Origin of the sequence: Prevotella sp. P5-108 (assembly GCF_002251385.1) — a bacterium.
Classification (GTDB): Bacteria; Bacteroidota; Bacteroidia; order Bacteroidales; family Bacteroidaceae; genus Prevotella.
In genome coordinates this window covers 62,515-84,255 of sequence record NZ_NPJJ01000043.1, presented here as the reverse complement: position 1 = coordinate 84,255, position 21,741 = coordinate 62,515, and the positions used below count along the sequence as shown (strand labels likewise).

The following is a 21,741-nucleotide window of genomic DNA, read 5'->3' as shown; positions in this document are numbered from 1 at the left end:
TTCAGAATGGCACATAAAAAAGGTGTTGGTAGTTCTAAGAACGGCCGTGAATCAGCTTCACAAAGATTAGGCGTTAAAATCTGGGGTGGTCAGAAAATCATCGCTGGTAACATCATCGTTCGTCAGCGTGGTAACAAGCACTTCCCAGGCGAGAATGTAGCACAGGGCAAGGATGATACTCTTTACGCATTGACCGACGGTGTGGTTTACTTCCACAAGGGCTCACGCAACAAGAGCACAGTATCAGTTCTCTCTCCCGAAGTTTACGCTGAGAAGACTAAGAAAGCTGAAGCTTAAATAAACAACAACTTATTCCAAACAAACAATACAGAAGCCAGTTCCATACGGAATTGGCTTCTTCTCGTATATATAAACGCATCGCGCAGAAGAAATTATAAGATTTATTTTGTTATCGGGCACGCTTTGATTAACTTTGCATACAGACAGCATCATGGCTGCTAAAAGTACATTATCATGAATATTTGTTATTAAGTCCGCTTAAACAAAGATGAAGAAAATCATAGTCCCCTTTATAATAATAGGTGTAACGACACTCATTGCCTCTTGTCATACAACGGTCAGTGAAGATGAATGCATCAGTGAAAGAGTTGATTCGTTTGCGACATATTACTTTAACTGGCAATATGACAAAGCGGCGGCGTATTGTACTCCCCTATCGATAAAGTGGCTGGAATTCGCAGCAAGTCAAGTCAGAGAAGGTGATGTAGAACAACTCAAGGCAAAGGAAAGCCAACTTACTACGGAAATAATCTCAATAGATTATAGCCCAGACGAGCAGCAGGCTCGCGTGAAGCAGCGGGTAAGCAACTATATGGAAGCTCGCGGATTCGGAGAGCCTCCGGCAGAATGTGAAGAAGGCATCTACGAATGGACATTGGTAAAAGATAAGCGTGCATGGCTAATCAGAATGGAAGCCCTACCGCGAAATGAAAAGCAAAATCACGACTAAAATTGGGATGAACCAATGCATAATGCTCTGCCTTGGACTCATAGGCAGGGTTAATGGCCTTCATGCCCATATCCATACGCAAGAGAAAATAGTCGAAATTTAGGCGCAAGCCCACACCATAGGCCACCGCTATCTGTTTGTAGAACTCGTTGAAGGCAAACTTGCCTCCGGGCTGGTCGGCGTATTCTTTCAATGTCCAGATGTTACCTGCATCAACAAATACAGCGCCATCCAGCTTCCAGAACATGTGCGTGCGATACTCCAGATTGAAATCAAGTTTCATATCACCCGTTTGGTTGATGAAATCAATGCGTCCATCTTTTCCCTTAAACTTACCTGGGCCCAAGCCACGGACAGTCCAACCTCTTACGGAGTTGGCTCCACCCGAAAAGTACCGCTTCTCAAAAGGCAGAATCTTACTGTTTCCATAAGGACAAGCTATGCCCAATCCAATGTGAGCAGCCAAAGAGTTGTGCTCATCAAACTTAAAAAGGTGCGTATAGTCAACATCCATCTTGGCGTATTGGGCATATGCGATTCCAAACAGCGTGTTCTGCCCATTGGAGTTGGTCTTAAACTTGGCTATATGCGACAATGAATTGAGCAGATTGCCCGAAGACTCGACATTGGCACGAACAGCATCACTGCCATCATTATAACTCAATCCGAAACCGAGCTTCATAATGAACAGGTCTTCGTAGTTGTAACGGAGAATGGCATTTCGGTTGCCCTCATCGTCCAAGTAATCACGCTTGAAAGTCTCGCTTATCCACGGCATGGACACATAATTGAGGTCGAGCAAATCAAAGCGGTAAGACAGATTATGATGCGCCTCCTCCCATCTATAACGCCAAGCTGCAGAGAAGACTCGGCGGTGAAATTCAGGACGATTTTGCAAGTTCCAACTTAAAGAAAGCTCAGAAGTAGCCTGACTGTTACGAGTAAAAGAATGAGAAAGGAAAGGCGCAACAAAGCGAGGGAATGCCAGACGCGTCTCTATTCCATATTCCTTGTAGTTCTGGTCGTTGTATCCTTCAAGACCTTTAATCGCTTCATAAGCTCCACGCAACTCAATGCTCAACAACTCGCTTCCATGAAAAAGGTTCTTGTTCGTATATGTAAGAGAAACCGCCGCGCCCAAATCTCCGGCCGTGTTGGTACCTTCCGGTTGGAATGACACAGACGATGGCTTGTTCATGGTCAACTCGATTAACGTGTTCAAGACTTGGCTGTCAGGAACCTCTTCAAACTGGATATTCGTATAACGCACAGCTCCAAGTTTGGCAAAATTATTGTAAGTACGCTGAAGTTTCTGTTCGCTGAAGAAATCGTTCTGAACTAAAGCCGTATTGTTGAGCATAATCTTTCTGCGCAAATATCCGTTTGCGTTATCTGTACGATAGTCAATCCGTCCAACCTTATAACGCGGATGAAAAACGGCAGGGGCATCGTTGTATGCACGATAAGGATAGAGATGCAGGGTAACATCAAGGAGCTGAGAGTTGGCTGCGCTATCTACAGTGAACTGAATAAAATCCTTGTTGAAACGGTAAAAACCGCTGTTAAGCAGATAGTCTGATATACGCTTACGTATATTGTCGAGCTTGTCAACACTAAACTTTGTACCTTTGGCTATATGGAATTTGGAATTGGGCTGCTCTATCTTTAGCAAATTGGCAATGCTGTCATCGTCAATTATATAATGTACATTGTCAATGAAATAGGCTTGCCCCGGAGTTATGGTATATGCAGCCGTGATTTTCTTTCCCTTCGTGCGCGTATCCAATTGCACCGAAGCATGCATATACCCCATGTTATGCATGGCTGCCAAGAGGTCACTCTGACTCTGGTGAGCCTGGTTGACATCATAAATGACCGGTTCTTCACCAATATTGCGAAGGGTACGGTTAATCCATTTGGCGGTGTCCTTTCCCGCTAAAGAATATGTGGCCAATGGTATCTTAAATATGGAGAACCACTTGGAGTTGGCCTTCTGCTTGATGTAGGGTCCAAGCACGGCGGCGTCAAAGCCTTTTTCGGTTGACTTCAACTCAACCTTATCCAACAAGTACTCGTTTTCGGATATGAACTTTGAGGCACTACATGACGACAGTAATGCTATAAAAAAAGCTATATATAGATTAATATATTTCAAAACATTCCAATTAGTTCCACAAAATTACAAAAAACAACAGAATAATTATTAACTTTGCAACAAATATTTTCGCAATAATGATCAGTAAAGCAAAGATAAAATATATCAAATCATTAGACCAAAAAAAATACCGTAATAATGAGCAGGTATTTGTTGCCGAAGGGCCTAAAGTAGTTGGTGATATGCTTGCCAAACATGACCCCAAGATACTTGTTCATACTGAAGCGTGGAACCCTCCATGTATTGCCAAACAATATGATGACTGCGAAGAATACATAGTTACCGGAGACGAACTGAGGAAGTTGAGTTTCTTACAGCATCCACAAGAAGTATTGGCAGTATTTTCGCAAACACAAACAAAACTGCCAACGACATTTGCAAAGGAAATCATACTTGCACTCGACGGAGTACAAGACCCAGGAAATCTTGGTACAATCATACGCATCGCAGATTGGTTTGGCATAACCCAAATTGTATGTAGCAAGGATACGGTTGACGTATTCAACCCCAAGGTTGTACAAGCCACGATGGGAAGTATTGCCCACATATCTATAAGTTACGTTGATTTGTTTTCTTTCCTCAAGAGTGTACCCGAAGATGTGCCTATATATGGAACAGTACTTGACGGGGAAGACATTTATACCAAAGAACTTAGCAGCAATGGCATCATCATAATGGGCAATGAGGGTAAAGGAATTTCTGACCCTATCAAGTCGCTTATCACAGAGCGTCTGTTCATACCCAACTTTACCGATGGAAGAGATACTGCCGAGAGTCTCAATGTCGCCATTGCTACAGCCATTACTTGCAGTGAATTTAAAAGAAGGATAAGTTATGAAAGATAGTATATACGTTAACAGAAGCGTTTCTGCATGTTTGAAGGAAGCGACCGCAATGGCATTCAGCCATTTGAAAACCATATTGTTTACCACCTGGTTACCCTTGCTTCTCGTTTCAATTTCCTTTACGGGAATACTCTTGTCATTCACGCCAAACAAGCAAATATATGACCTTGGCAACGCCAACATCTGGCTTTCTTTGCTTTTCCTTGTGGCAATGTACATCCTATTATTTGTTAGCTGGCTGTGGACTGCGGCAAAGGCATTTGCCTTTGTCAATGGAGAAAAGACCAAGAACAACCTTAAGCGTTGCATAGCGCCAATCATAGTTCTCGTCGCGTTCAGTTTAGCTGTAAAGAGTTGTCTTACAGGCGTCATCTACGAAACCGTGAACAAATGGTTGACGACATTCAACATGTCTGAACAGGCAACAAGCGGGTTGGCGCTGATTCTGTTGATTTCTGTCATAGCCATCGTTGCAGCCCTGCTTTTGCCGCTGCTTTATGCGTTTACCCATTATATATTGGAACAAAAAGAAAGTTTAGCCAGCGTCTTCAAATCAGGCTATAAGACCGGAATCCGCCATTGGGGCTTCCTGTTCTTGTCTACGATGATTACCACATTAATCGTTGGAGTCCTGGCGGCAATCATTATGACCCCTTTGACCATCATATTGTTTGCCAACATACAAAACACCCTTGGTATAATCAATGGAGACGTGGACGGAACCCCTTCCGGTTTCTATTTCATGCTCATAACGACCAGCATAGTATGTTGTTTTATAACAACCTTCATCTCCCTGTGGCAATTATTATCAACTTGCTACGTATGCGGTTCGATAACGGTCCACGAAGCAGAGAAGAACAGACAAGCTAAAGAGATAAACCAACATGAAACCACAGAGAATCTTATTTATTGACAGAGACGGCACGCTTATCAAGGAGCCGGATGACGAGCAGATTGACTCCTTCGAAAAGCTGGAGTTTGTCCCTGGAGTCTTCAAGAACCTAAGATACATCAAAGAACATCTTGATTACAAGTTGGTAATGGTAAGTAATCAAGACGGCTTGGGCACCGACTCATTTCCCGAAGATACCTTCTGGCCTGTCCACAATTTCATCCTCAACACTTTGGCTGGCGAGGGCATCACATTTGACGCCCAGCATATCGACAACCATTTCCCTGATGACAATTCCCCCATGCGCAAGCCCGGAACTGGCATGCTCAAGGAATACATGGACAACGCCCAATACGACCTCCCTAACAGTTATGTCATCGGCGACCGTGATACCGACAGACAATTGGCCCACAACTTAGGATGCAAGGCCCTTATCCTGGGCGACGACTGCCCTTCGTGGGACAAGATATCTGAGATATTGCTGGGCGGAGAACGTATAGCCGAAATCAAGAGAGATACCCGCGAGACCTCTATCTACGTGAGTCTGAACATAGATGGAAGCGGCAAGAGCGACATCGATACTGGGATAGGATTCTTTGACCATATGCTCGAGCAGATTGCCAAGCATGGCACTGTGGATTTGACGGTAAAGGCCAAAGGCGACCTGAACGTAGACGAGCACCACACCATAGAGGACACAGCTATCGTCATAGGCGAATGTATCCTGAAAGCGCTCGGCGACAAGCGAGGCATAGAGCGCTTTGGTTACTGTCTGCCTATGGACGACTGCCTGTGCCAGGTGGCCCTCGACTTTGGAGGCAGACCCTGGCTGGTATGGGATGCCGAATTTAGAAGGGAGAGAATCGGGGATATGCCTACGGAGATGTTCTTGCACTTCTTCAAAAGCCTGTCCGATTCTGCAAAAATGAACCTCAACATCAAGGCCGAAGGAACCAATGAACACCACAAGATAGAAGGCATCTTCAAAGCCTTTGCCAGGTCTATCAAGATGGCAGTGCGTAGAGACATCTATCATTACGAACTGCCTTCCACTAAGGGTATGTTGTAAATCGAAGCAGTATGGAGAGACTATGGAACCGCAATTATATAAAGGTGATGATTGCCAACTTCATGTTGTACTTTGCCTTTTATGTGCTCACCCCTCTCCTACCTATATATCTTAATGAGTACTTTGCGGCCTCAAAAGACACTATCGGAATGGTATTGTCTGGTTATACGGTCGCGGCGCTCATCATACGACCCTTCAGCGGTTATCTGGTTGACAGTTTCGACCGCAAACACATACTGTTGATATTCTTCTCACTGTTTGCGGCCTGCTTTATAGGATATTTCTGGGCAGGCACGCTGTTGGCTTTCGCCATCGTCCGCACCCTGCACGGTGCGCCGTTTGGTGCAGTCACTGTCGCCAATTCCACCTGTGCCATCGATGTACTGCCTTCGTCAAGGCGCAATGAGGGTATAGGTTATTACGGATTGAGCAATAACCTCGCCATGGCTATTGCGCCGTCATTCGGACTGTACATTTATCACATTCTGCAAGACTTCAAATGGCTTTTCGGCGTAGCCCTAATCACTGCATTCATCGGACTGGCAGTATTGACCACACTGGAAACCAACAGCACGAGGCGCCCAGTCCAAACCAACAAAAAACTGTCTCTCGACCGATTCTTCCTCACAAGGGCATGGCTGCTGGCCATCAACATTGCACTGTTCGGTTTTTGCTTTGGAGTGCTGAGCAACTATCTTGCCATATACAGCAAAGAGAAATACGGTGTGATGGATGGCACCGGCACTTATTTCATGCTCCTCTCGGTGGGATTGTTCCTGTCGCGATTGCAAGGGGCCAAAGCTCTGCGAAAAGGCTATATAACCCGCAATACCGCCCATGGCATGTTGCTATCCCTGTTGGGTTACACCCTGTTTGTCGCCATGCCATTCCCGTACGGCTATTACATCTCAGCCATACTTATAGGTCTGGGCAACGGCCATATGTATCCCGGCTTCCTGAATATGTTTATCAATGTGGCCCATCACAATGAGAGAGGGACAGCCAATTCATCGATATTGACTTCGTGGGATTTCGGTTTCGGTATAGGCATCTTGGCAGGTGGTATGATAGCCGAACTCTTTGATTATACGGCAGCCTTCTGGATGGTTGCAGTGGTAAATGGCATAGGCGTGCTGCTATTCTTCACAGCAGCACGACGTTTCTTCTTGAAGCACAATCTTAACGAGGATGTGTTTTAGCTTCGTTTCAGAACTTCATATTGGCATCTACAAATGACAAGGGCAGCAAGTCCTTGACACTGCTCAGTTCGTATACGCCATTCTCACCATACAGCAGGATGCGTATAGGTCGGTTGTAGCGGTCTTCCATTTCCAATATCACCTGGCGGCAAGCCCCGCAAGGAGTAATGGGCGTAAGGATGAAGCCCGAATCATTGCGGGCTGCGATGGCAAGTGTAGTAATAGCGAGATGGGGCTGCATCGACTGTGCTGCAAATATGGCTGACCGCTCGGCGCATAAGCCTGAGGGGAAAGCAGCATTCTCCTGATTGGCGCCTATTTGAATGGTGCCATCCTCCAGTCGCAGTGCCGCTCCCACATAGAAACGGCTATAACGTGCATAGGAATGACGAGTGGCATCCTTGGCACGTTCCACAAGTTCTTTGTCTTCTACAGAAAGTTCATCATACTGATAAACCTTTACGTTGACTTCTATCTTGAACTCTTTCATAGTTATTGTTGTTTATATTCAAATGCTCCAATGTCGGGTTTGGGGTCTCTCGGGGTGCCGTGTCTGTCAATAGGAAGAGAGGTGGCAGGGTCGGCCTTGTCTATAGCCCCACTGATGCTGTCGAGAGAGAAATCATAGACGAGATTGCGCGTGTCTATCGTCTTGAAGTGTTTCTTCCCAAAGCGTATGGTGTCGGCAATATCTTCGTAGACCACGTTTATAAAATAAATGCTGTCTTTAGTTACTATTTTCGGAGTACGAATTATACAAGTTTCAAATTTGAAATGACAATCTTCTGCCGTTAAACCATTAATTTCGTCATCAGAATAACCTGTGATGATACTATTGCGACATAATAGACGTGCAATAGGACTTTCAAAGGTAAACGCTTGTTTGCGATTGCCATCAAAAGGATAGAATTGGGCGATGGTAGAATGATTGATGGTCACGTCGCCGCCCTTCACATAGACACAAGGCAGAAGGGTGTTGGTGATTTGGCAATTCTCTACGATTGCCTTGACGTAATTCAAAGACAATCCTACGCCACGGCAATTGTGTATCGTAGACTGTCTGATGGAAAGTTTGGTCTTGTCAATGTCGGCCGAATCGGCAACGATGCCGTTGAAGGCGCCATGTATATCGGTGTACTCGATGTCGTTTTCATACGACTCCGCATTGAACTTGATGCCCTGCCACTGACCCGAAACTCTGTCGTAGGGCAGATAGGGGAACATGCGGTCAAGCCTTGAGCCACGAAGGACAACCGGGGCGTCCTTGGTTCCCAACGAACGCAGCGTGCCATCAACCTCTATGCCGGCTTGAGAATTGAAATAGAGGGTTGTACCTGCTTGTATTTGCAACGTAGCTCCTTGGGATACGTGGATTCCTCCCCGTATAAGAATCGGATTGGCATCATAAATAGTTGTATCGCGAGTGATATCGAGCTTGTCAAAAGTCTTGGCGTTCCAGGAATATGCCTTGAGACATACCGTCTGGCTCACACCGTTTTCAAGAAGAAATGTAAGTTTGTCTTCTATCAACTGCGGGCCTGGCTCTCTTTGGGTCTTGGGCGTAACTTCGACAAAGACACGCAGGCTGTCGCCTTTGTAGAGTTCTATATTGTTGGTCTGATAACCGACCTCGGCACCAAGATATTCGCCACGCACATTGACACGGAATCCACTTTGGTTGCCGCGCTCCAGACGCACCGAGGTACAACGCAATCCTGCATCGTTGCGATTGTAGACCCAAAATGAGCGCATGGAGGAAGGGGTATTACTGAAAATCGTATCAACATTGACGGTGTCGGCAGAAAAAGAAAGGACTGCCGAGGATGACATTGTAAAAGTATCATCATCGCATGATACTATAAAAATGCCCAATAGCGCATGAAGCCAAACAATAAACAGCTTTTTCATTAACTATAAAACGTCCCGATGCAAGATTTATTGCCCTTCTGTCACTATTTATTTTATATGAAAAGATTGGTGCCGCGCCTTTTCAGACGTAACGACACCAATCCTTCTATGAATTTAACCGAAGTTATCGTACATAATTGCATCCTTATCAACGCCGAGACTGTCGAGATAATCTGTTACTGTCTTAATCAGCATGGGAGGACCGCAGAGATAGTATTCACAATCTTCAGGTGCCTCATGATCCTTCAAGTAGGTATCGCGGATGCAGTTAACCGCAAATCCGGTATAATACTTTACACCAGCAGCATCGGCTTTGGGGTCTTGGCGGTCGAGCGACAAGTGGAAATGGAAGTTGGGGAATTCCTTCTCAAGTTCCCAGAAATCTTCCAGGAAGAAGGCCTCGCCCAGGGCGCGCGCACCATAGAAGAAATGCATCTCTCTGTCTCTTGTCTGGAGCGTCTTGGTCATGTGCATAATCTGTGCACGCAATGGCGCCATACCTGCACCGCCACCAATCCATATCATTTCCTTACCAGAAGTGAAGTTGGGATGGAAATCTCCGTAGGGGCCGCTCATCATAACTTTGTCACCGGGCTTCAGGCTAAAGATATAGGAAGAGCCGATGCCCGTGGGAACATCCTGGAAGCCGACCTGCGGACGGGGCAGGAACGGAGTTGTGGCAATACGCACGGTGAGGGTGATGATATCTCCCTCGGCAGGATAGTTGGCCATCGAGTATGCTCTCACTGTGGGCACGGGGTTATGTGCCTTGAGCGAGAAGATGTTGAACTTTTCCCAGGCCTTGATATAATCTTCGCCGATATCATTCTTATCGAAATCCACATTATAGTCTATGCAATCGTAAGCAGGTATCTTGATTTGGGCGTAGGAACCGGGAACAAAGTCCATGTGCTCGCCAGGAGGCAGAGCAACCTTGAATTCCTTGATGAAACTAGAGACATTCTTGTTGGAAATGACGGTACACTCCCACTCTTTCACGCCCATCACGCTATCAGGCACGCGGATGTCGAGATTGCCCTTCACTTTGCACTGACATCCCAGACGCCAATGCTCCTTAATCTGCTTGCGGGTAAAATGGGGACGCTCTGAGTCGAGAATCTCACCTCCGCCAGACAGAACCTGAACCTTACACTGACCGCAGCTTGCTTTACCACCACATGCAGAAGGCAGGAAGATGCCGTTCTCATTCAGGGTTGACATCAGGCTATTTCCCTGTTCTACAGAGAGCTGCTTGTCGCCATTTATCGTGATAGTCACATTGCCGCTTGGACTCAGATACTTCTTTGCGACAAGCAACACAATGACCAAAAGGAGTATAATCAAGAGAAAGACTCCGATACTTAACAATATAAACTGTTCCATAATTATATTCCTGCTCTATTAAATTTTCAGACCGCTAAAACACATCATAGCCATAGCCATGAGTCCTACTATAATAAATGTGATGCCGAGGCCCTGAAGCGGACGAGGCACATCGCTATACTGCAGCTTCTCTCGTATGGCACCCATAGCCACGATGGCCAGAGTCCATCCGATACCTGAGCCCAAAGCATAAACCAATGCATCAACTACGCTACCGATATACTGAGAATTGGATGGGTCCATGTTGATACGCTGTTGCATGAAAAGCGATGCGCCCATGATGGCACAGTTTACAGCTATCAAAGGCAAGAAGATACCCAGCGCAGCATAAAGAGACGGACTGTACTTCTCGACAACCATCTCAACCAACTGCACGATACCGGCAATCACCGCAATGAAGATGATGAAGCTGAGATATGAGAGGTCAACGCCATCGACCAGACAGTCGGGACCTAATACTTTAGTCTGAAGCAAGTAATCGACAGGCACGGTGACCAACAGCACGAATGTAACTGCAGCACCGAGTCCGAATGAGGTCTTCACATTCTTCGAAACCGCAAGGAATGAGCACATTCCGAGGAAGAATGCGAAGATCATATTATCTACAAAAATAGAACGGAGTAATAAGCTTAAAGCATGTTCCATAATGATTTATTTTTCAGTGTAAAAAAATGCACGGTGTACCCAAATAACGCATCCCAAAAGTATCAACGCCATTGCAGGCATAGTCATCATGCCGTTGTTGACATACCCGAAATCGTAAACGAAACCAGGGATGACGTCCATGCCAAGCAGGGTGCCGCGGCCAAGCAACTCGCGGATTCCACCGACAATGACCAGCACCATGGCGTAACCAAGACCGTTTCCGATACCATCGAGGAATGATGGCCATGGCTTGTTGGTCATGGCAAATGCTTCGAGGCGTCCCATGAGGATACAGTTGGTGATAATCAGACCTACATATACAGACAGCTGCACACTTACATCGTAGGCAAAGGCCTTGAGTATCTGGCTGACAATCGTTACCAATGCAGCAACGACAACAAGCTGTACGACAATACGAATACGCATAGGTATCGTATTGCGGATAATAGAAATGATAGTATTGGCAAAAGCGGTAATAACCGTCACTGCCAATCCCATTACTATCGCAGGCTTAAGCTGGGAAGTAACAGCCAAAGCAGAGCAGATTCCCAACACCTGGACAAGAATCGGATGGTCCAGATTGAGGGGATTAATCAATGCCTCTTTATTTTGTTTGTTGAATAATGACATAATCTTTGATTTTATATGTATACATTATTTATCCTTTAAGAAAACAAGGTACTTGCCAAGTCCTTCGTGAATCATGCGGGTAACACCATCGCAAGTCAGAGTGGCTCCACTTACTCCATCTACTTGAGTAGCAGGATTGTCAACCTTCTTGCAGACAGAGAGAGCGACAGCATCCTGATTACCATCAGCAAAGAGATGCTTGCCACAGAACTGCTGCTGCCACTTCTGGTTATCCTTGATTTCGGCTCCCAGACCAGCGGTCTCACCTTCGTGGTTAAAGTAAACGCCATAAATGGTTTCCTTATCCGCGTTGATGGCAATATATCCACTAATGCCGCCCCAAAGGCCCATGCCATAGACTGGCATTACATATTTCTTTTGTCCGTCTACATTGCATACAAACAGAGCGAGTTTACCGGCTTTGAAATCACCGCCATTGAGCTTGAAACCGTCATTTTCTCCGCCGGGCTTGCCAGCTGAAAGAACTTCATTCTTCTCATTGATGATTTCGTCGGCTTCAACGAGCTTGTTATAATACTCTTCTACTTGATTGTCATTGACATCACGGATGTTCAGGGCAGCTATAATCTGCTTCTTTTTGTCCAATGCCACATTCTTGTCCTGAATGGGCTTCAGCGCCTGAGAGAAGTAAGCCAGAACAAATGCCACGGCAATGACCAAGAGAGACGCGTATGCAAGAATGTATGTATTTGAATTTGTATTTAGTTTCATAATCGTTTCTCCTATTTATTAATACGTTTGATTCTTGCTGATACGTTGCGCTCGACAACACAGTAGTCAATCAATGGAGCAAAGACATTCATGAATAGGATGGCAAGCATCATTCCCTCTGGATATCCCGGGTTGAAAAGACGTATGATTATCGCCATAAAACCTATCAAAAAGCCATATATCCATTTTCCGGTTTCTGTGCGTGCCGATGTAACTGGATCCGTTGCCATAAATACAGCACCAAAAGCGAAACCACCCAAGAAGAGATGCTCGTACCATGCGAGGGGTGACAAGCCAAGTGACTGGAACAAGGCAGCTGTCAAGCCTCCGCCAAGGAAAACGCTCAACATGGTCTTCCAACTGGCCACTCCACTCCACAGGAGAATTATGGCTCCGACTCCTATAGCAATTACGGATGTTTCGCCGATACTACCGGGCATCAGACCTACAATCATATCCATCAGAGAGGTATTGGTCGGCAGATGTTGGCCCATCAAGCCCAGAGGCGTAGCCATTGTAAAGCCGTCAGCAAGCTGGTTTCCAAGACCAAAAATGGTATCATTGGCAACCCATACACTCTCACCGCTCATCTTAGAAGGATAAGAGAAGAAGAGGAATGCTCGTGCTACGAGTGCAACATTAAGGAAGTTCATGCCGGTTCCACCGAAGATTTCTTTGGCAATTATCACAGCAAAAGCAATGGCAACCGCCATCATCCACAACGGAGTTGTAACAGGGATAATCAGGGGAATAATGATGCCAGATACCAAATAGCCCTCCTGTATTTCTTCGTGCTTCCACTGCGCCCAGGCAAACTCGATTCCAAGGCCAACTATATAGCTGACCAATACCTTTGGGATTACGGCCAGGAAACCATAGGCAAATACTTCTATAAAGCTGGCGGACGCCAAGGTACCTGCCGCCGCATAATTCTGGTAACCCACATTGTACATGCCAAACAGCAACGCGGGCAGCAAGGCAATAACTACCATACTCATAATGCGCTTGGAATCAATCGCATCATGTATGTTTACACCACTTTTAGAGGTAGAGTTGGAGACCAACAAGAAACTTTCAAAGCCATCAAACAGGCTCCAGAAAGCATGATATTTCCCACCTTTCTCAAATTGCGGTCTTGCTTTGTCAAAAATGTTCTTTAAATTCATATCTTAAGCATTCTCTTTACGTAAAACATTCAATCCGTCACGTACAATTCTTTGCAGTTCAAGTTTAGATGAATCAACAAATTCGGCAACGGCAAAGTCTTCAGGACTAACTTCATAGATTCCAAGCTGCTCCTGACGGTCTATATCGCCTGTTATGATAGCTTTGATGAGATACTCGGCATATATGTCCATAGGCAGAACCTTGTCATATTCACCGCTCATAATCATATGGCGCTCTCCACCCTTGATACGTGCATCGAGGTCATATTCCTTACCTTTACACAACCAGCTGAAATAGCTCTTAGATGTAGAGAACTGACCAAATCTTGGCATTATCCAACCCAAGATTTCGTTCACATTGTCTCCTTCTGGGATTACGGTAACCTCGGATGCACATGGACTCAAGAAATCGTTCAAAGAAGACTTCACACCTGTCAATGGATTACCATTGATGATACGCACATGCTCATTAGTGGTCAATTTGGAATCAAGAATAACCGACAACGGAGTGCCCACCAGGGTTGACACATAAGAAGGTTCTTTCACCATACTTCCAGCAACTGCGATTGTACGTGTCAAGTCCACCTTACCGGTCATAAACAATCTTCCGAAGAAAATCACTGCAGATGGGTTAACAGTCCAAACCACCTCGCCCTTGTTGACAGGATTTATGTGGTTTACCTGTACACCTACATTACCTGCTGGACACGGGCCGTCAAAGACATTTACCTCTACATTCTTTGCATTGACCAAAGCCGCAGCCTGCTGTTTTGCTCCGATTCCGAGATATGTCTTTGCGATACGCGACAAAGCAGTAAGACCCGTTTGGAAAGCCTCTTCGTTACCCTTGAGTTCAACCTCAAAGTCGGCTGCGAGAGGCATATCTCTCAAGGCAGATACGAAGATAGCCTTAGGCATAACCGTCGGATTTGTAGAGACGGCGTAAGGCAACTGGTTGATGTATCCGAAGAGACCTGCTTTGAGCAGAAGGTCTATCACTTGCGAACCTTCGGCTGCCTTGACATCAAGAGTATCAAAACTCTGATAGTGCTGTTCGTCTTCGGCCTTGACCTTAACGCATAACACTTTACGTCGCTCGCCACGTTCAACCGCGACAACTTGTCCGCTGACAGGAGAGGAAAATTTAACATCAGGATAATGCTTGTTCACGAAAAGCGCATCACCAGCCTTTACATAATCGCCTTCATGCACTACGACTTTGGGCGTAACGCCGACAAAACCGTCAGGAACAAGAGCATATTCACCAGACACGACCGCCTTTGATACTTGCTCCGAAGCCCGTCCCTTGAGATTTATGTTAAGGCCCTTACGCAATCTAATTACATTTGCCATACAAGTAAATATATTAATGTATTCTTATAAACGTCAGTTTTAATACCTATTGATTCCAAAAAACCTATGCAAAAATACTCAAAAAACCGCAGACATGGAAAAAAAAACAAATATATTTCAGTATAGGTTAAGAAAAACTTGTAATTTTGTACTTCATAATTGTTAATGTGACAAGAATTAAAAGGTTTTTCAACGTCTCGATATGGCTTGTTTGTGGATTCGTCATATCTCTTGCGATACTGACGCACACTCCGTCGGTGCAGAGTTTCATTGGCAAGAAGGTAGCCGAAGCTGTAGGCGACAAGTTAGGTACCAAAGTTAAAATCGGGCGTGTTGATATAGGTTTCTTAAACCGCCTTATCATCGACAATGTAGTTATATATGATAAGGAGCAGGTTGACATGCTGAAGGCAGGACGCATTTCCGCCAAGTTTGACATCATAGACCTTTCGCGAGGCCGCATCACAATTACATCCGCCCAACTCTTTGCCCTGCAGGCGCGCCTCTACAAGTCCGCCCCCGGCAAGCAGCCCAATTTCCAGTTTGTGCTCGACTCATTGGCCTCCAAAGATACGGAGACCAAGAGCACGCTCGACCTCGCCATCAAGTCGCTCGTTATACGCAACGGCCATGTCATTTATGATGAGAAATACGTTGCCCGAACCCAGCTTTTTTCCCCCAGCCATATCAACATCGACAAGATAAGTACCCATATTATGCTCAACAAACTGAGCAACGATACTTTGAATATATATACCAAAAAGTTCTCTTGCGTCGAACAGAGCGGACTGGCGATCAACGACTTTACTTTCAGCCTTGTGGCCAACCGGAGCCAAGCCGCGCTCAGGGAGTTTATGTTGGAGACGCCCCAAAGCAAGATTATGATACCCGAGTTGGACCTTGCTTATCAATGCAATGATCAGGGGCTGATTCCTTCTTCGTTAGAATATCAAGGAGGATTATCGGGCACCATTACCCCATCCGATTTTGCTCCATTGGCAGTCTTCCTCAAAGATTTTTCTCGCCCTCTGTCCTTGCGCGCTGCCCTTAGCGGAACATCGTCATCACTGAAGCTAAAGAGTATTGCCATCCATCAGGGTAACGATGTCTCTCTTGAGGCCCGCGGAGAGTTACAAGATTGGAAAAAAACGCCTCATTGGTCGGCCGTCCTATCCAGATTTACGATGGATGCAGAGGCGGTGAAATACTTCACGGATGCCCTCGCGCACAAAATCCAACTACCAGAATTTGTCGGCCATATCGGCCAGACCACGCTGCATGGAAAATTCAGCGGGCAAGGCTCCGACATCGCCGCCGATGCCAATCTGTCAACGGCCATTGGCACAGTCATCCTAAAAGCCAAGACTATCAATCACTTGACAAGCGGCAGGATAGACGCGAAAGACTTGAACATCGGCATCATTGCCAATCAGGACAATTTAGGAGAACTTGACGGACAGCTGGATTTCAAAGCGCTGCACGCCAATGGCAAATATGAGCTCAAAAGTGTGAACGGAAACGTAACCAAGTTTGACTACAACGGATATAGATACCAGAATATAGCCCTGAAATACAACGCAGACGGCCAATATGACCATGGAGAAATCAGCATTGATGACCCCAACGCCAATGTGGTAGCCTTCGGTAAAAAGAAGAAGGCCAAAACACCCGAATTTTCTATCGGAGCCAAAATCAGAGGATTGAACCTTGCCCGACTCAATCTTACAGACCAATTCAAGGATGCCACAATTGATGCCGACATCGAAGCCGACATTCACGGTTCCAATTTCAACAATGCCTTGGGCTCGGTGTCTGTATCCAACTTCAATGTCAAGGGCGGAAACAGAGACTACCACCTATCCCAGTTGACCCTCAATGCACAGCGTAATGACAACGTGCATGAGCTGGCGATGAACAGCGATTTCGGAAACATCAAGGTTACAGGACGTTACAACTACGCCACACTGCTGCAGAGTCTCACCAACATAGTCGGAAGCAAGCTCCCTACCCTCCCAGGCTTGCCCAAAATGAACCATAATATAGACAACGACTTCCAGATCAATGCCCAAATCGTCAAGTCCGACTGGCTGAACTCGCTGTTAGGCATCCCATTATATCTCAAGCGCCCCCTGACCCTGGAAGGCAGCGTAAGAGACAGCAATCGTAAGATAGAAATGACCCTCAACCTTCCCTCGTTTGATTATGGCAAAAGCAGCTATGAGCGAGGCTACATCCGCCTTACCTCGCCAGATGACGTGCTCGAAGCCTTTGCCCATCTGCAGCAGGTAGGCAAAAACGATGGCGGCACCTATTGGAACATCCACGCGCTGGCCGAGGACAACAAGCTGCATACCCTGCTATCCTTTGAGAACAACGGCAAGAGCAACTTCTCCGGAATCATCAATACCGAGGCCAACTTCTACAACAACCATCACGGCATGGCCACGGCCAACATCAACATCCAACCCTCTACCATCGCCATTGGCGACAGCGTATGGCATGTCAAACCGGCAAGCATCAATTATTACGAGAACCACCTCACGGTCAACCACTTGTCGGTCGAGCACAACAAGCAGCACATCATCATCAACGGTGAAGCGACCCCAAATGCCAACGACACGCTGACCGTCGACCTGCACGATGTCGATGTGAGCTATATACTCAATCTCATCAACTTCCACTCGGTAGAGTTTGCCGGCAAAGCCACCGGACTGGCACATATCTCCTCACTGTTTGGCAAGCCCGACATGCGAGGCGACCTCTGGGTGCGCGACTTCAAGTTTGAAGACGGACGCATGGGCATCCTCACCGCCAATGTGGCGCTCAACCATCAGAAAGAGCAGCTCGACATCGATGCGACGGCTTTCGACGAGAACGATTCACGCACATACATTCACGGATATGTATCTCCGCAGCGCAATTATATCGACTTGAACATCAAGGCAAACAACACGCGTGGAGAATTCATTGAGAGTTTCTGCGGCAGTTTCATGCGCAATACCAATCTGCGTATTAATGGAAACGTCAGGGTATTCGGCGATTTGAGTGAAGTTAACCTTGAGGGCAACGCCATTGCCGATGGCTCCATGGACATCAAGCCGCTGAATACCACCTACACCCTTGAAGCCTGCCCCGTAAAACTGGTGCCCGACGAAATAAGATTGGCCAACTGCAACATTATGGACCGCAACGGCAACCGTGGTGTTGTCAACGGGGCGATATACCACAAGCACCTTACCCGTATGACCTACGACATAGGTATTACTGCCAACAATCTCCTGGCCTACGACTTCAAGACCTATGGCGACCAGACATTCTTCGGAACCGTATTTGCCACTGGCGACTGCCGCATCAAGGGCAAGAGTGGTGAGGTTGTCATCGACGCTCATGCCACTCCGCAGAAAGGCTCATTCATAGAATACAACGCGTCGAGCCCCGAGAGCATCAGTAATCAGTCTTTCATACACTGGCAAGACCGCGACAGCCTGAAACTGGCTTCCAATACCAGCCACAACGAGGTCGAGCAAGACACCGAGAGCGAGATAGACATCGCCAGCGACATCCACCTCAATCTGCAGATTGACTGTACCCCCGATGCCACGCTCCGGGTGCTCATGGACAAGCAGTCGGGCGACTACATAGCCCTCCACGGCAATGGTTCGATACGCGCCACCTATTTTAATAAGGGCGACTTCGACATGTTTGGCACCTACGAGGTAGAGAGTGGCGTCTACAAGCTGACCATCCAGAACATCATACGCCGCGACTTCCAGTTCCTCCCCGGTGGAACCATCGGTTTCGGCGGCGACCCTATGGATGCCATCCTCAAGCTCAAGGCCCAATATGCAGTCAACGGCGTGAGCCTGTCAGACTTGAACGTCGGCAAATCGTTTACCAGCAACAATATCCGCGTAAACTGCCTGATGAACATCACCGGAACGCCGATTATGCCCAAGGTTGACTTCGGACTCGACCTGCCCACCGTGAGCAATGACGCCAAGCAGATGATTACGCAGCTCATCAACAGCGAGGAAGGTATGAACCAACAGGTGCTCTATCTTCTTGCCGTTGGGCGTTTCTATTCACAGAACAACAACAGCAACTCATCGTTGACAACCCAGCAGCAGAGCCGTACATCGCTGGCTATGCAAAGTATTCTCAGTGGTACCATCAGCCAGCAGCTGAATACCATCCTCAACACGGTCACCAAGAACGACAACTGGAATTTCGGGGCCAACATTTCGACGGGTGATGAGGGATGGAACAACGCCGAATACGAGGGCCTGCTCAGCGGACGCATGCTCAACAACCGCCTGTTGTTCAACGGCCAGTTCGGCTATCGCGACAACGCCAATGCGACTACCAGTTTCATCGGCGACTTTGACCTTCAGTATCTTATCTATCCCAACGGCAACCTCGCCGTGAGGGTTTACAACCAGACCAATGACCGCTACTTCACCAAGAACAGTCTTAATACCCAGGGCCTTGGCATTATATTGAAGAGAGACTTCAATGGCTGGCGTGACCTGTTGGGGCTGCATCCTCAGAAGAAGGACAAGAAGGCTAAGAAGAAGGCCAAGAAAGCTAAAGACAAACGAAAGAATAAACAACAATAATAATTACTAACAATCAAGCTATTGACTATGAGATTTTCATTGTTTTCCTACATCATGCTCTGCATCATGTGTGTGTGTCCTGGTGTGGCCAGCGCCGCCGAAACGGCTGTCCCCTCGGGCGTAACCCCTCTGCCCAACGGCATCACCATCAAATCGGGTGAATATACCCTGCCCGGGAGCGGGGCGACTTTTTATATCAAAGGCAGCAGCCAGACTCTGGCATCTTATCTGCAAGACTGCAAACTCAGACTGCACCAAGCCGCCAATTATGCCAAGGCCGACATCGGAATTGTTATCAAAAGCAAGAAGTCTGTTCCCACTGGCAGCTATACCGACGAGTCCTACACGCTCAGCATCGCTCCCCGCCAGATACGCATTGAGGCCCAGACCGAGGCTGGCGCATTCTACGCCATCCAGACACTGATGCAGATGGCGGCGCAGCAGCGTAGACTGCAGTGCTGCATCATCAACGACTCGCCCGCCTACCGTTGGCGTGGACTCATGTTTGACGTGTCACGCCATTTCCGTCCAAAGGCGTTTCTGCTGAAGCAGCTCGACGCTATGGCCATGCTGAAACTCAACGTGATGCACCTTCACCTCACCGACGGAGCGGGATGGCGCATCCAGATAGACAAATACCCCAGACTCACTGAGTTTGCCGCCTGGCGCAGAGAGCGCAAATGGATGGACTGGGTTGCCCAAGGCAAGAAATACTGCGACTTCAGCAACGAGGCTTATGGCGGTTATTACACCAAAGACGACATCCGTGAAATTCTGGCCTACGCCGCCAAGCGACATATCACGGTAATACCCGAGATAGAGATGCCCGGCCACAGCGAAGAGGTGACATCGGCCTACCCCGAAATCTCGTGCAGCGGAAAGGCATATACCGACTACGATTTCTGTGCCGGCAAAGAATCCACCTTTACTTTCCTCCAGAATGTGCTCGATGAAGTCATCGACCTTTTCCCTTCCCCCTACATCCATATCGGTGGCGACGAGGCATCCAAGGGTGGCTGGCACAAGTGTGCCGACTGCAAGAAGCGCATGGAGAGCCTGCAGCTGAAGAACGTAGACGAACTGCAAAGCTATTTCATCAACCGCATAGAGAAATATGTCAACCAGCGCGGTCGCCAGATTATAGGTTGGGACGAAATACTCGAAGGCGGACTCACGCCCAATGCCACCGTGATGTCGTGGAGAGGCACCGACGGCGGTATCAAGGCCATCAACGACGGCCACGATGCCATCATGACTCCCGGCGAATACTGCTATCTCGACTATACGCAGGACGCTCCGTTCAAGGAGCCGCTCTCTATAGGTGGCTACACCCCGCTCAAGCAGGTGTATGACTACAATCCCGGCGCCACGCTGACAGACACGCAGAAGCGCCATCTCCTGGGCATCCAGGGCAACCTTTGGAGCGAGTATATCCCCGACGACAGCCACGCCGAGTATATGTACTATCCACGTGCGTTTGCCATTGCCGAGACAGGATGGACCAACGCCAATCTCAAGCAATATGACAGTTTCAAGAAGCGCGCCCTCGGTCTCTGCGAGATGATGAAGGCCGATGGTTACAAGACCTTTGACCTCGCCCATGAATATGGTAACCGTCCTGAGAGCAAGACCCAGATAGACCATCTGGCCAAGGGATGCAAGGTGAAATACAACATACCATACGGCGACAAGTGGAAGGCAGCAGGAGATGTCACACTTACCGACGGTATCGTTGGCGGATGGACTTATACAGACCGCCGCTGGCAAGGCACCACCGACAATATGGATGTTGTGGTTGACCTGGGAGCCGTCAAGGACATCCACTATATCGGCGCCAACTTCATGCACTCGACCGGACCATGGGTATACGCCCCGGAGAAGGTAGATTATTATGTATCGGAAGATGGCAGCAAATATGACCACGTGGCCACCATCCATTGCGACATACCCGAAGACTACGACGCCCTGCTCTTCAAGATGTACGGAACCGTATACAACGGCAAGGCGCGTTACGTCCGCATGGTAGCCCACAAGAACTACCGCGACGGAGCCTGGCTCTTTACCGACGAGATTATAGTCAATTAGGATATCTTCCTGAACGCTCAACCCCGAACACAGGTACGCAAGCCAGTGTTCGGGGTTTTCTATGATATTACATGTATAAGCGGCCTCGCAAGC

17 protein-coding genes are annotated in these 21,741 nt (G+C 47.4%); 8 read left to right on the top strand and 9 right to left on the bottom strand.

Annotated elements, in window-relative coordinates; translation table 11 throughout:
• Nucleotides 1–6: 6 nt before the first annotated feature.
• Nucleotides 7–297, top strand: coding sequence for a 50S ribosomal protein L27 (rpmA, locus tag CIK95_RS08510; protein WP_022311013.1), 291 nt, complete (start codon nt 7–9; stop codon nt 295–297).
• 211 nt (nt 298–508) lie between these two features.
• Nucleotides 509–970 (top strand): hypothetical protein, encoded by a 462-nt coding sequence (locus tag CIK95_RS08505; RefSeq protein WP_094466785.1) that lies wholly within the window; start codon nt 509–511, stop codon nt 968–970.
• Here CIK95_RS08505 and CIK95_RS08500 read toward each other — a convergent pair.
• Nucleotides 924–3,125 carry a BamA/TamA family outer membrane protein gene (locus CIK95_RS08500; protein WP_094466784.1) on the bottom strand — a complete coding sequence of 734 codons (2,202 nt, stop codon included), beginning with the start codon at nt 3,123–3,125 and terminating at the stop codon, nt 924–926. The genes CIK95_RS08505 and CIK95_RS08500 overlap by 47 nt on opposite strands.
• Before the next feature lie 77 nt (nt 3,126–3,202).
• Between CIK95_RS08500 and CIK95_RS08495 the strand changes: the two genes are divergently transcribed.
• From CIK95_RS08495 to CIK95_RS08480, 4 genes are read left to right on the top strand one after another with little or no spacing between them, the layout of a single operon-like run.
• Nucleotides 3,203–3,970 (top strand): RNA methyltransferase, encoded by a 768-nt coding sequence (locus CIK95_RS08495; protein ID WP_094466783.1) that lies wholly within the window; start codon nt 3,203–3,205, stop codon nt 3,968–3,970.
• A complete protein-coding gene (locus CIK95_RS08490) occupies nt 3,960–4,883 on the top strand; it encodes a hypothetical protein (RefSeq protein ID WP_094388387.1) in 924 nt (307 codons plus the stop codon). Before CIK95_RS08495 ends, CIK95_RS08490 begins: the two co-directional genes overlap by 11 nt.
• Nucleotides 4,855–5,931 (top strand): bifunctional histidinol-phosphatase/imidazoleglycerol-phosphate dehydratase HisB, encoded by a 1,077-nt coding sequence (hisB, locus tag CIK95_RS08485; RefSeq protein WP_094388388.1) that lies wholly within the window; start codon nt 4,855–4,857, stop codon nt 5,929–5,931. Before CIK95_RS08490 ends, hisB begins: the two co-directional genes overlap by 29 nt.
• 11 nt (nt 5,932–5,942) lie before the next feature.
• The gene (locus CIK95_RS08480; protein WP_094386440.1) at nt 5,943–7,130 is read left to right on the top strand and encodes an MFS transporter; all 1,188 of its coding nucleotides are present in this window, start codon (nt 5,943–5,945) and stop codon (nt 7,128–7,130) included.
• 7 nt (nt 7,131–7,137) lie between these two features.
• Here the strand turns inward: CIK95_RS08480 and cdd are convergent, their stop codons facing one another.
• From cdd to CIK95_RS08440, 8 genes are all read right to left on the bottom strand, one after another.
• Nucleotides 7,138–7,620 (bottom strand): cytidine deaminase, encoded by a 483-nt coding sequence (gene cdd, locus CIK95_RS08475; RefSeq protein WP_094386442.1) that lies wholly within the window; start codon nt 7,618–7,620, stop codon nt 7,138–7,140.
• 2 nt (nt 7,621–7,622) lie between these two features.
• Nucleotides 7,623–8,882 carry a right-handed parallel beta-helix repeat-containing protein gene (locus tag CIK95_RS08470; RefSeq protein WP_254046445.1) on the bottom strand — a complete coding sequence of 420 codons (1,260 nt, stop codon included), beginning with the start codon at nt 8,880–8,882 and terminating at the stop codon, nt 7,623–7,625.
• A 270-nt stretch (nt 8,883–9,152) separates the two neighbouring features.
• Nucleotides 9,153–10,421 (bottom strand): NADH:ubiquinone reductase (Na(+)-transporting) subunit F, encoded by a 1,269-nt coding sequence (gene nqrF, locus CIK95_RS08465; RefSeq protein ID WP_022311022.1) that lies wholly within the window; start codon nt 10,419–10,421, stop codon nt 9,153–9,155.
• Between the two features lie 18 nt (nt 10,422–10,439).
• On the bottom strand, nt 10,440–11,066 hold the full coding sequence (nqrE, locus tag CIK95_RS08460; protein ID WP_022311023.1) for an NADH:ubiquinone reductase (Na(+)-transporting) subunit E: 627 nt from the start codon (nt 11,064–11,066) through the stop codon (nt 10,440–10,442).
• 6 nt (nt 11,067–11,072) lie between these two features.
• Complete coding sequence (locus CIK95_RS08455) at nt 11,073–11,696, bottom strand: NADH:ubiquinone reductase (Na(+)-transporting) subunit D (RefSeq protein ID WP_022311024.1); 624 nt, start codon at nt 11,694–11,696, stop codon at nt 11,073–11,075.
• A gap of 24 nt (nt 11,697–11,720) precedes the next feature.
• Nucleotides 11,721–12,428, bottom strand: coding sequence for an NADH:ubiquinone reductase (Na(+)-transporting) subunit C (gene nqrC / locus CIK95_RS08450; protein WP_022311025.1), 708 nt, complete (start codon nt 12,426–12,428; stop codon nt 11,721–11,723).
• 11 nt (nt 12,429–12,439) lie between these two features.
• Nucleotides 12,440–13,594, bottom strand: coding sequence for an NADH:ubiquinone reductase (Na(+)-transporting) subunit B (locus CIK95_RS08445; protein ID WP_094466781.1), 1,155 nt, complete (start codon nt 13,592–13,594; stop codon nt 12,440–12,442).
• A 3-nt stretch (nt 13,595–13,597) separates the two neighbouring features.
• Nucleotides 13,598–14,947, bottom strand: a complete 1,350-nt coding sequence (locus CIK95_RS08440; protein WP_094466780.1) for a Na(+)-translocating NADH-quinone reductase subunit A — start codon at nt 14,945–14,947, stop codon at nt 13,598–13,600.
• Nucleotides 14,948–15,114: 167 nt separating this feature from the next.
• On the opposite strand from CIK95_RS08440, the gene CIK95_RS08435 reads away from it, so the two are divergent.
• Nucleotides 15,115–19,563, top strand: coding sequence for a translocation/assembly module TamB domain-containing protein (locus tag CIK95_RS08435; RefSeq protein WP_144007786.1), 4,449 nt, complete (start codon nt 15,115–15,117; stop codon nt 19,561–19,563).
• Between the two features lie 27 nt (nt 19,564–19,590).
• On the top strand, nt 19,591–21,648 hold the full coding sequence (locus tag CIK95_RS08430; RefSeq protein WP_094388392.1) for a family 20 glycosylhydrolase: 2,058 nt from the start codon (nt 19,591–19,593) through the stop codon (nt 21,646–21,648).
• Nucleotides 21,649–21,741 lie beyond the last annotated feature (93 nt).

Bases quoted from the DNA above. Each gene is read 5' to 3' on its own strand.
- rpmA (WP_022311013.1), top strand. From the start codon at position 7: ATGGCACATAAAAAAGGTGTTGGTAGTTCTAAGAACGGCCGTGAATCA.
- CIK95_RS08505 (WP_094466785.1), top strand. From the start codon at position 509: ATGAAGAAAATCATAGTCCCCTTTATAATAATAGGTGTAACGACACTC.
- CIK95_RS08495 (WP_094466783.1), top strand. From the start codon at position 3,203: ATGATCAGTAAAGCAAAGATAAAATATATCAAATCATTAGACCAAAAA.
- CIK95_RS08490 (WP_094388387.1), top strand. From the start codon at position 3,960: ATGAAAGATAGTATATACGTTAACAGAAGCGTTTCTGCATGTTTGAAG.
- hisB (WP_094388388.1), top strand. From the start codon at position 4,855: ATGAAACCACAGAGAATCTTATTTATTGACAGAGACGGCACGCTTATC.
- CIK95_RS08480 (WP_094386440.1), top strand. From the start codon at position 5,943: ATGGAGAGACTATGGAACCGCAATTATATAAAGGTGATGATTGCCAAC.
- cdd (WP_094386442.1), bottom strand. From the start codon at position 7,620: ATGAAAGAGTTCAAGATAGAAGTCAACGTAAAGGTTTATCAGTATGAT.
- CIK95_RS08470 (WP_254046445.1), bottom strand. From the start codon at position 8,882: ATGCGCTCATTTTGGGTCTACAATCGCAACGATGCAGGATTGCGTTGT.
- nqrF (WP_022311022.1), bottom strand. From the start codon at position 10,421: ATGGAACAGTTTATATTGTTAAGTATCGGAGTCTTTCTCTTGATTATA.
- nqrE (WP_022311023.1), bottom strand. From the start codon at position 11,066: ATGGAACATGCTTTAAGCTTATTACTCCGTTCTATTTTTGTAGATAAT.
- CIK95_RS08455 (WP_022311024.1), bottom strand. From the start codon at position 11,696: ATGTCATTATTCAACAAACAAAATAAAGAGGCATTGATTAATCCCCTC.
- nqrC (WP_022311025.1), bottom strand. From the start codon at position 12,428: ATGAAACTAAATACAAATTCAAATACATACATTCTTGCATACGCGTCT.
- CIK95_RS08445 (WP_094466781.1), bottom strand. From the start codon at position 13,594: ATGAATTTAAAGAACATTTTTGACAAAGCAAGACCGCAATTTGAGAAA.
- CIK95_RS08440 (WP_094466780.1), bottom strand. From the start codon at position 14,947: ATGGCAAATGTAATTAGATTGCGTAAGGGCCTTAACATAAATCTCAAG.
- CIK95_RS08430 (WP_094388392.1), top strand. From the start codon at position 19,591: ATGAGATTTTCATTGTTTTCCTACATCATGCTCTGCATCATGTGTGTG.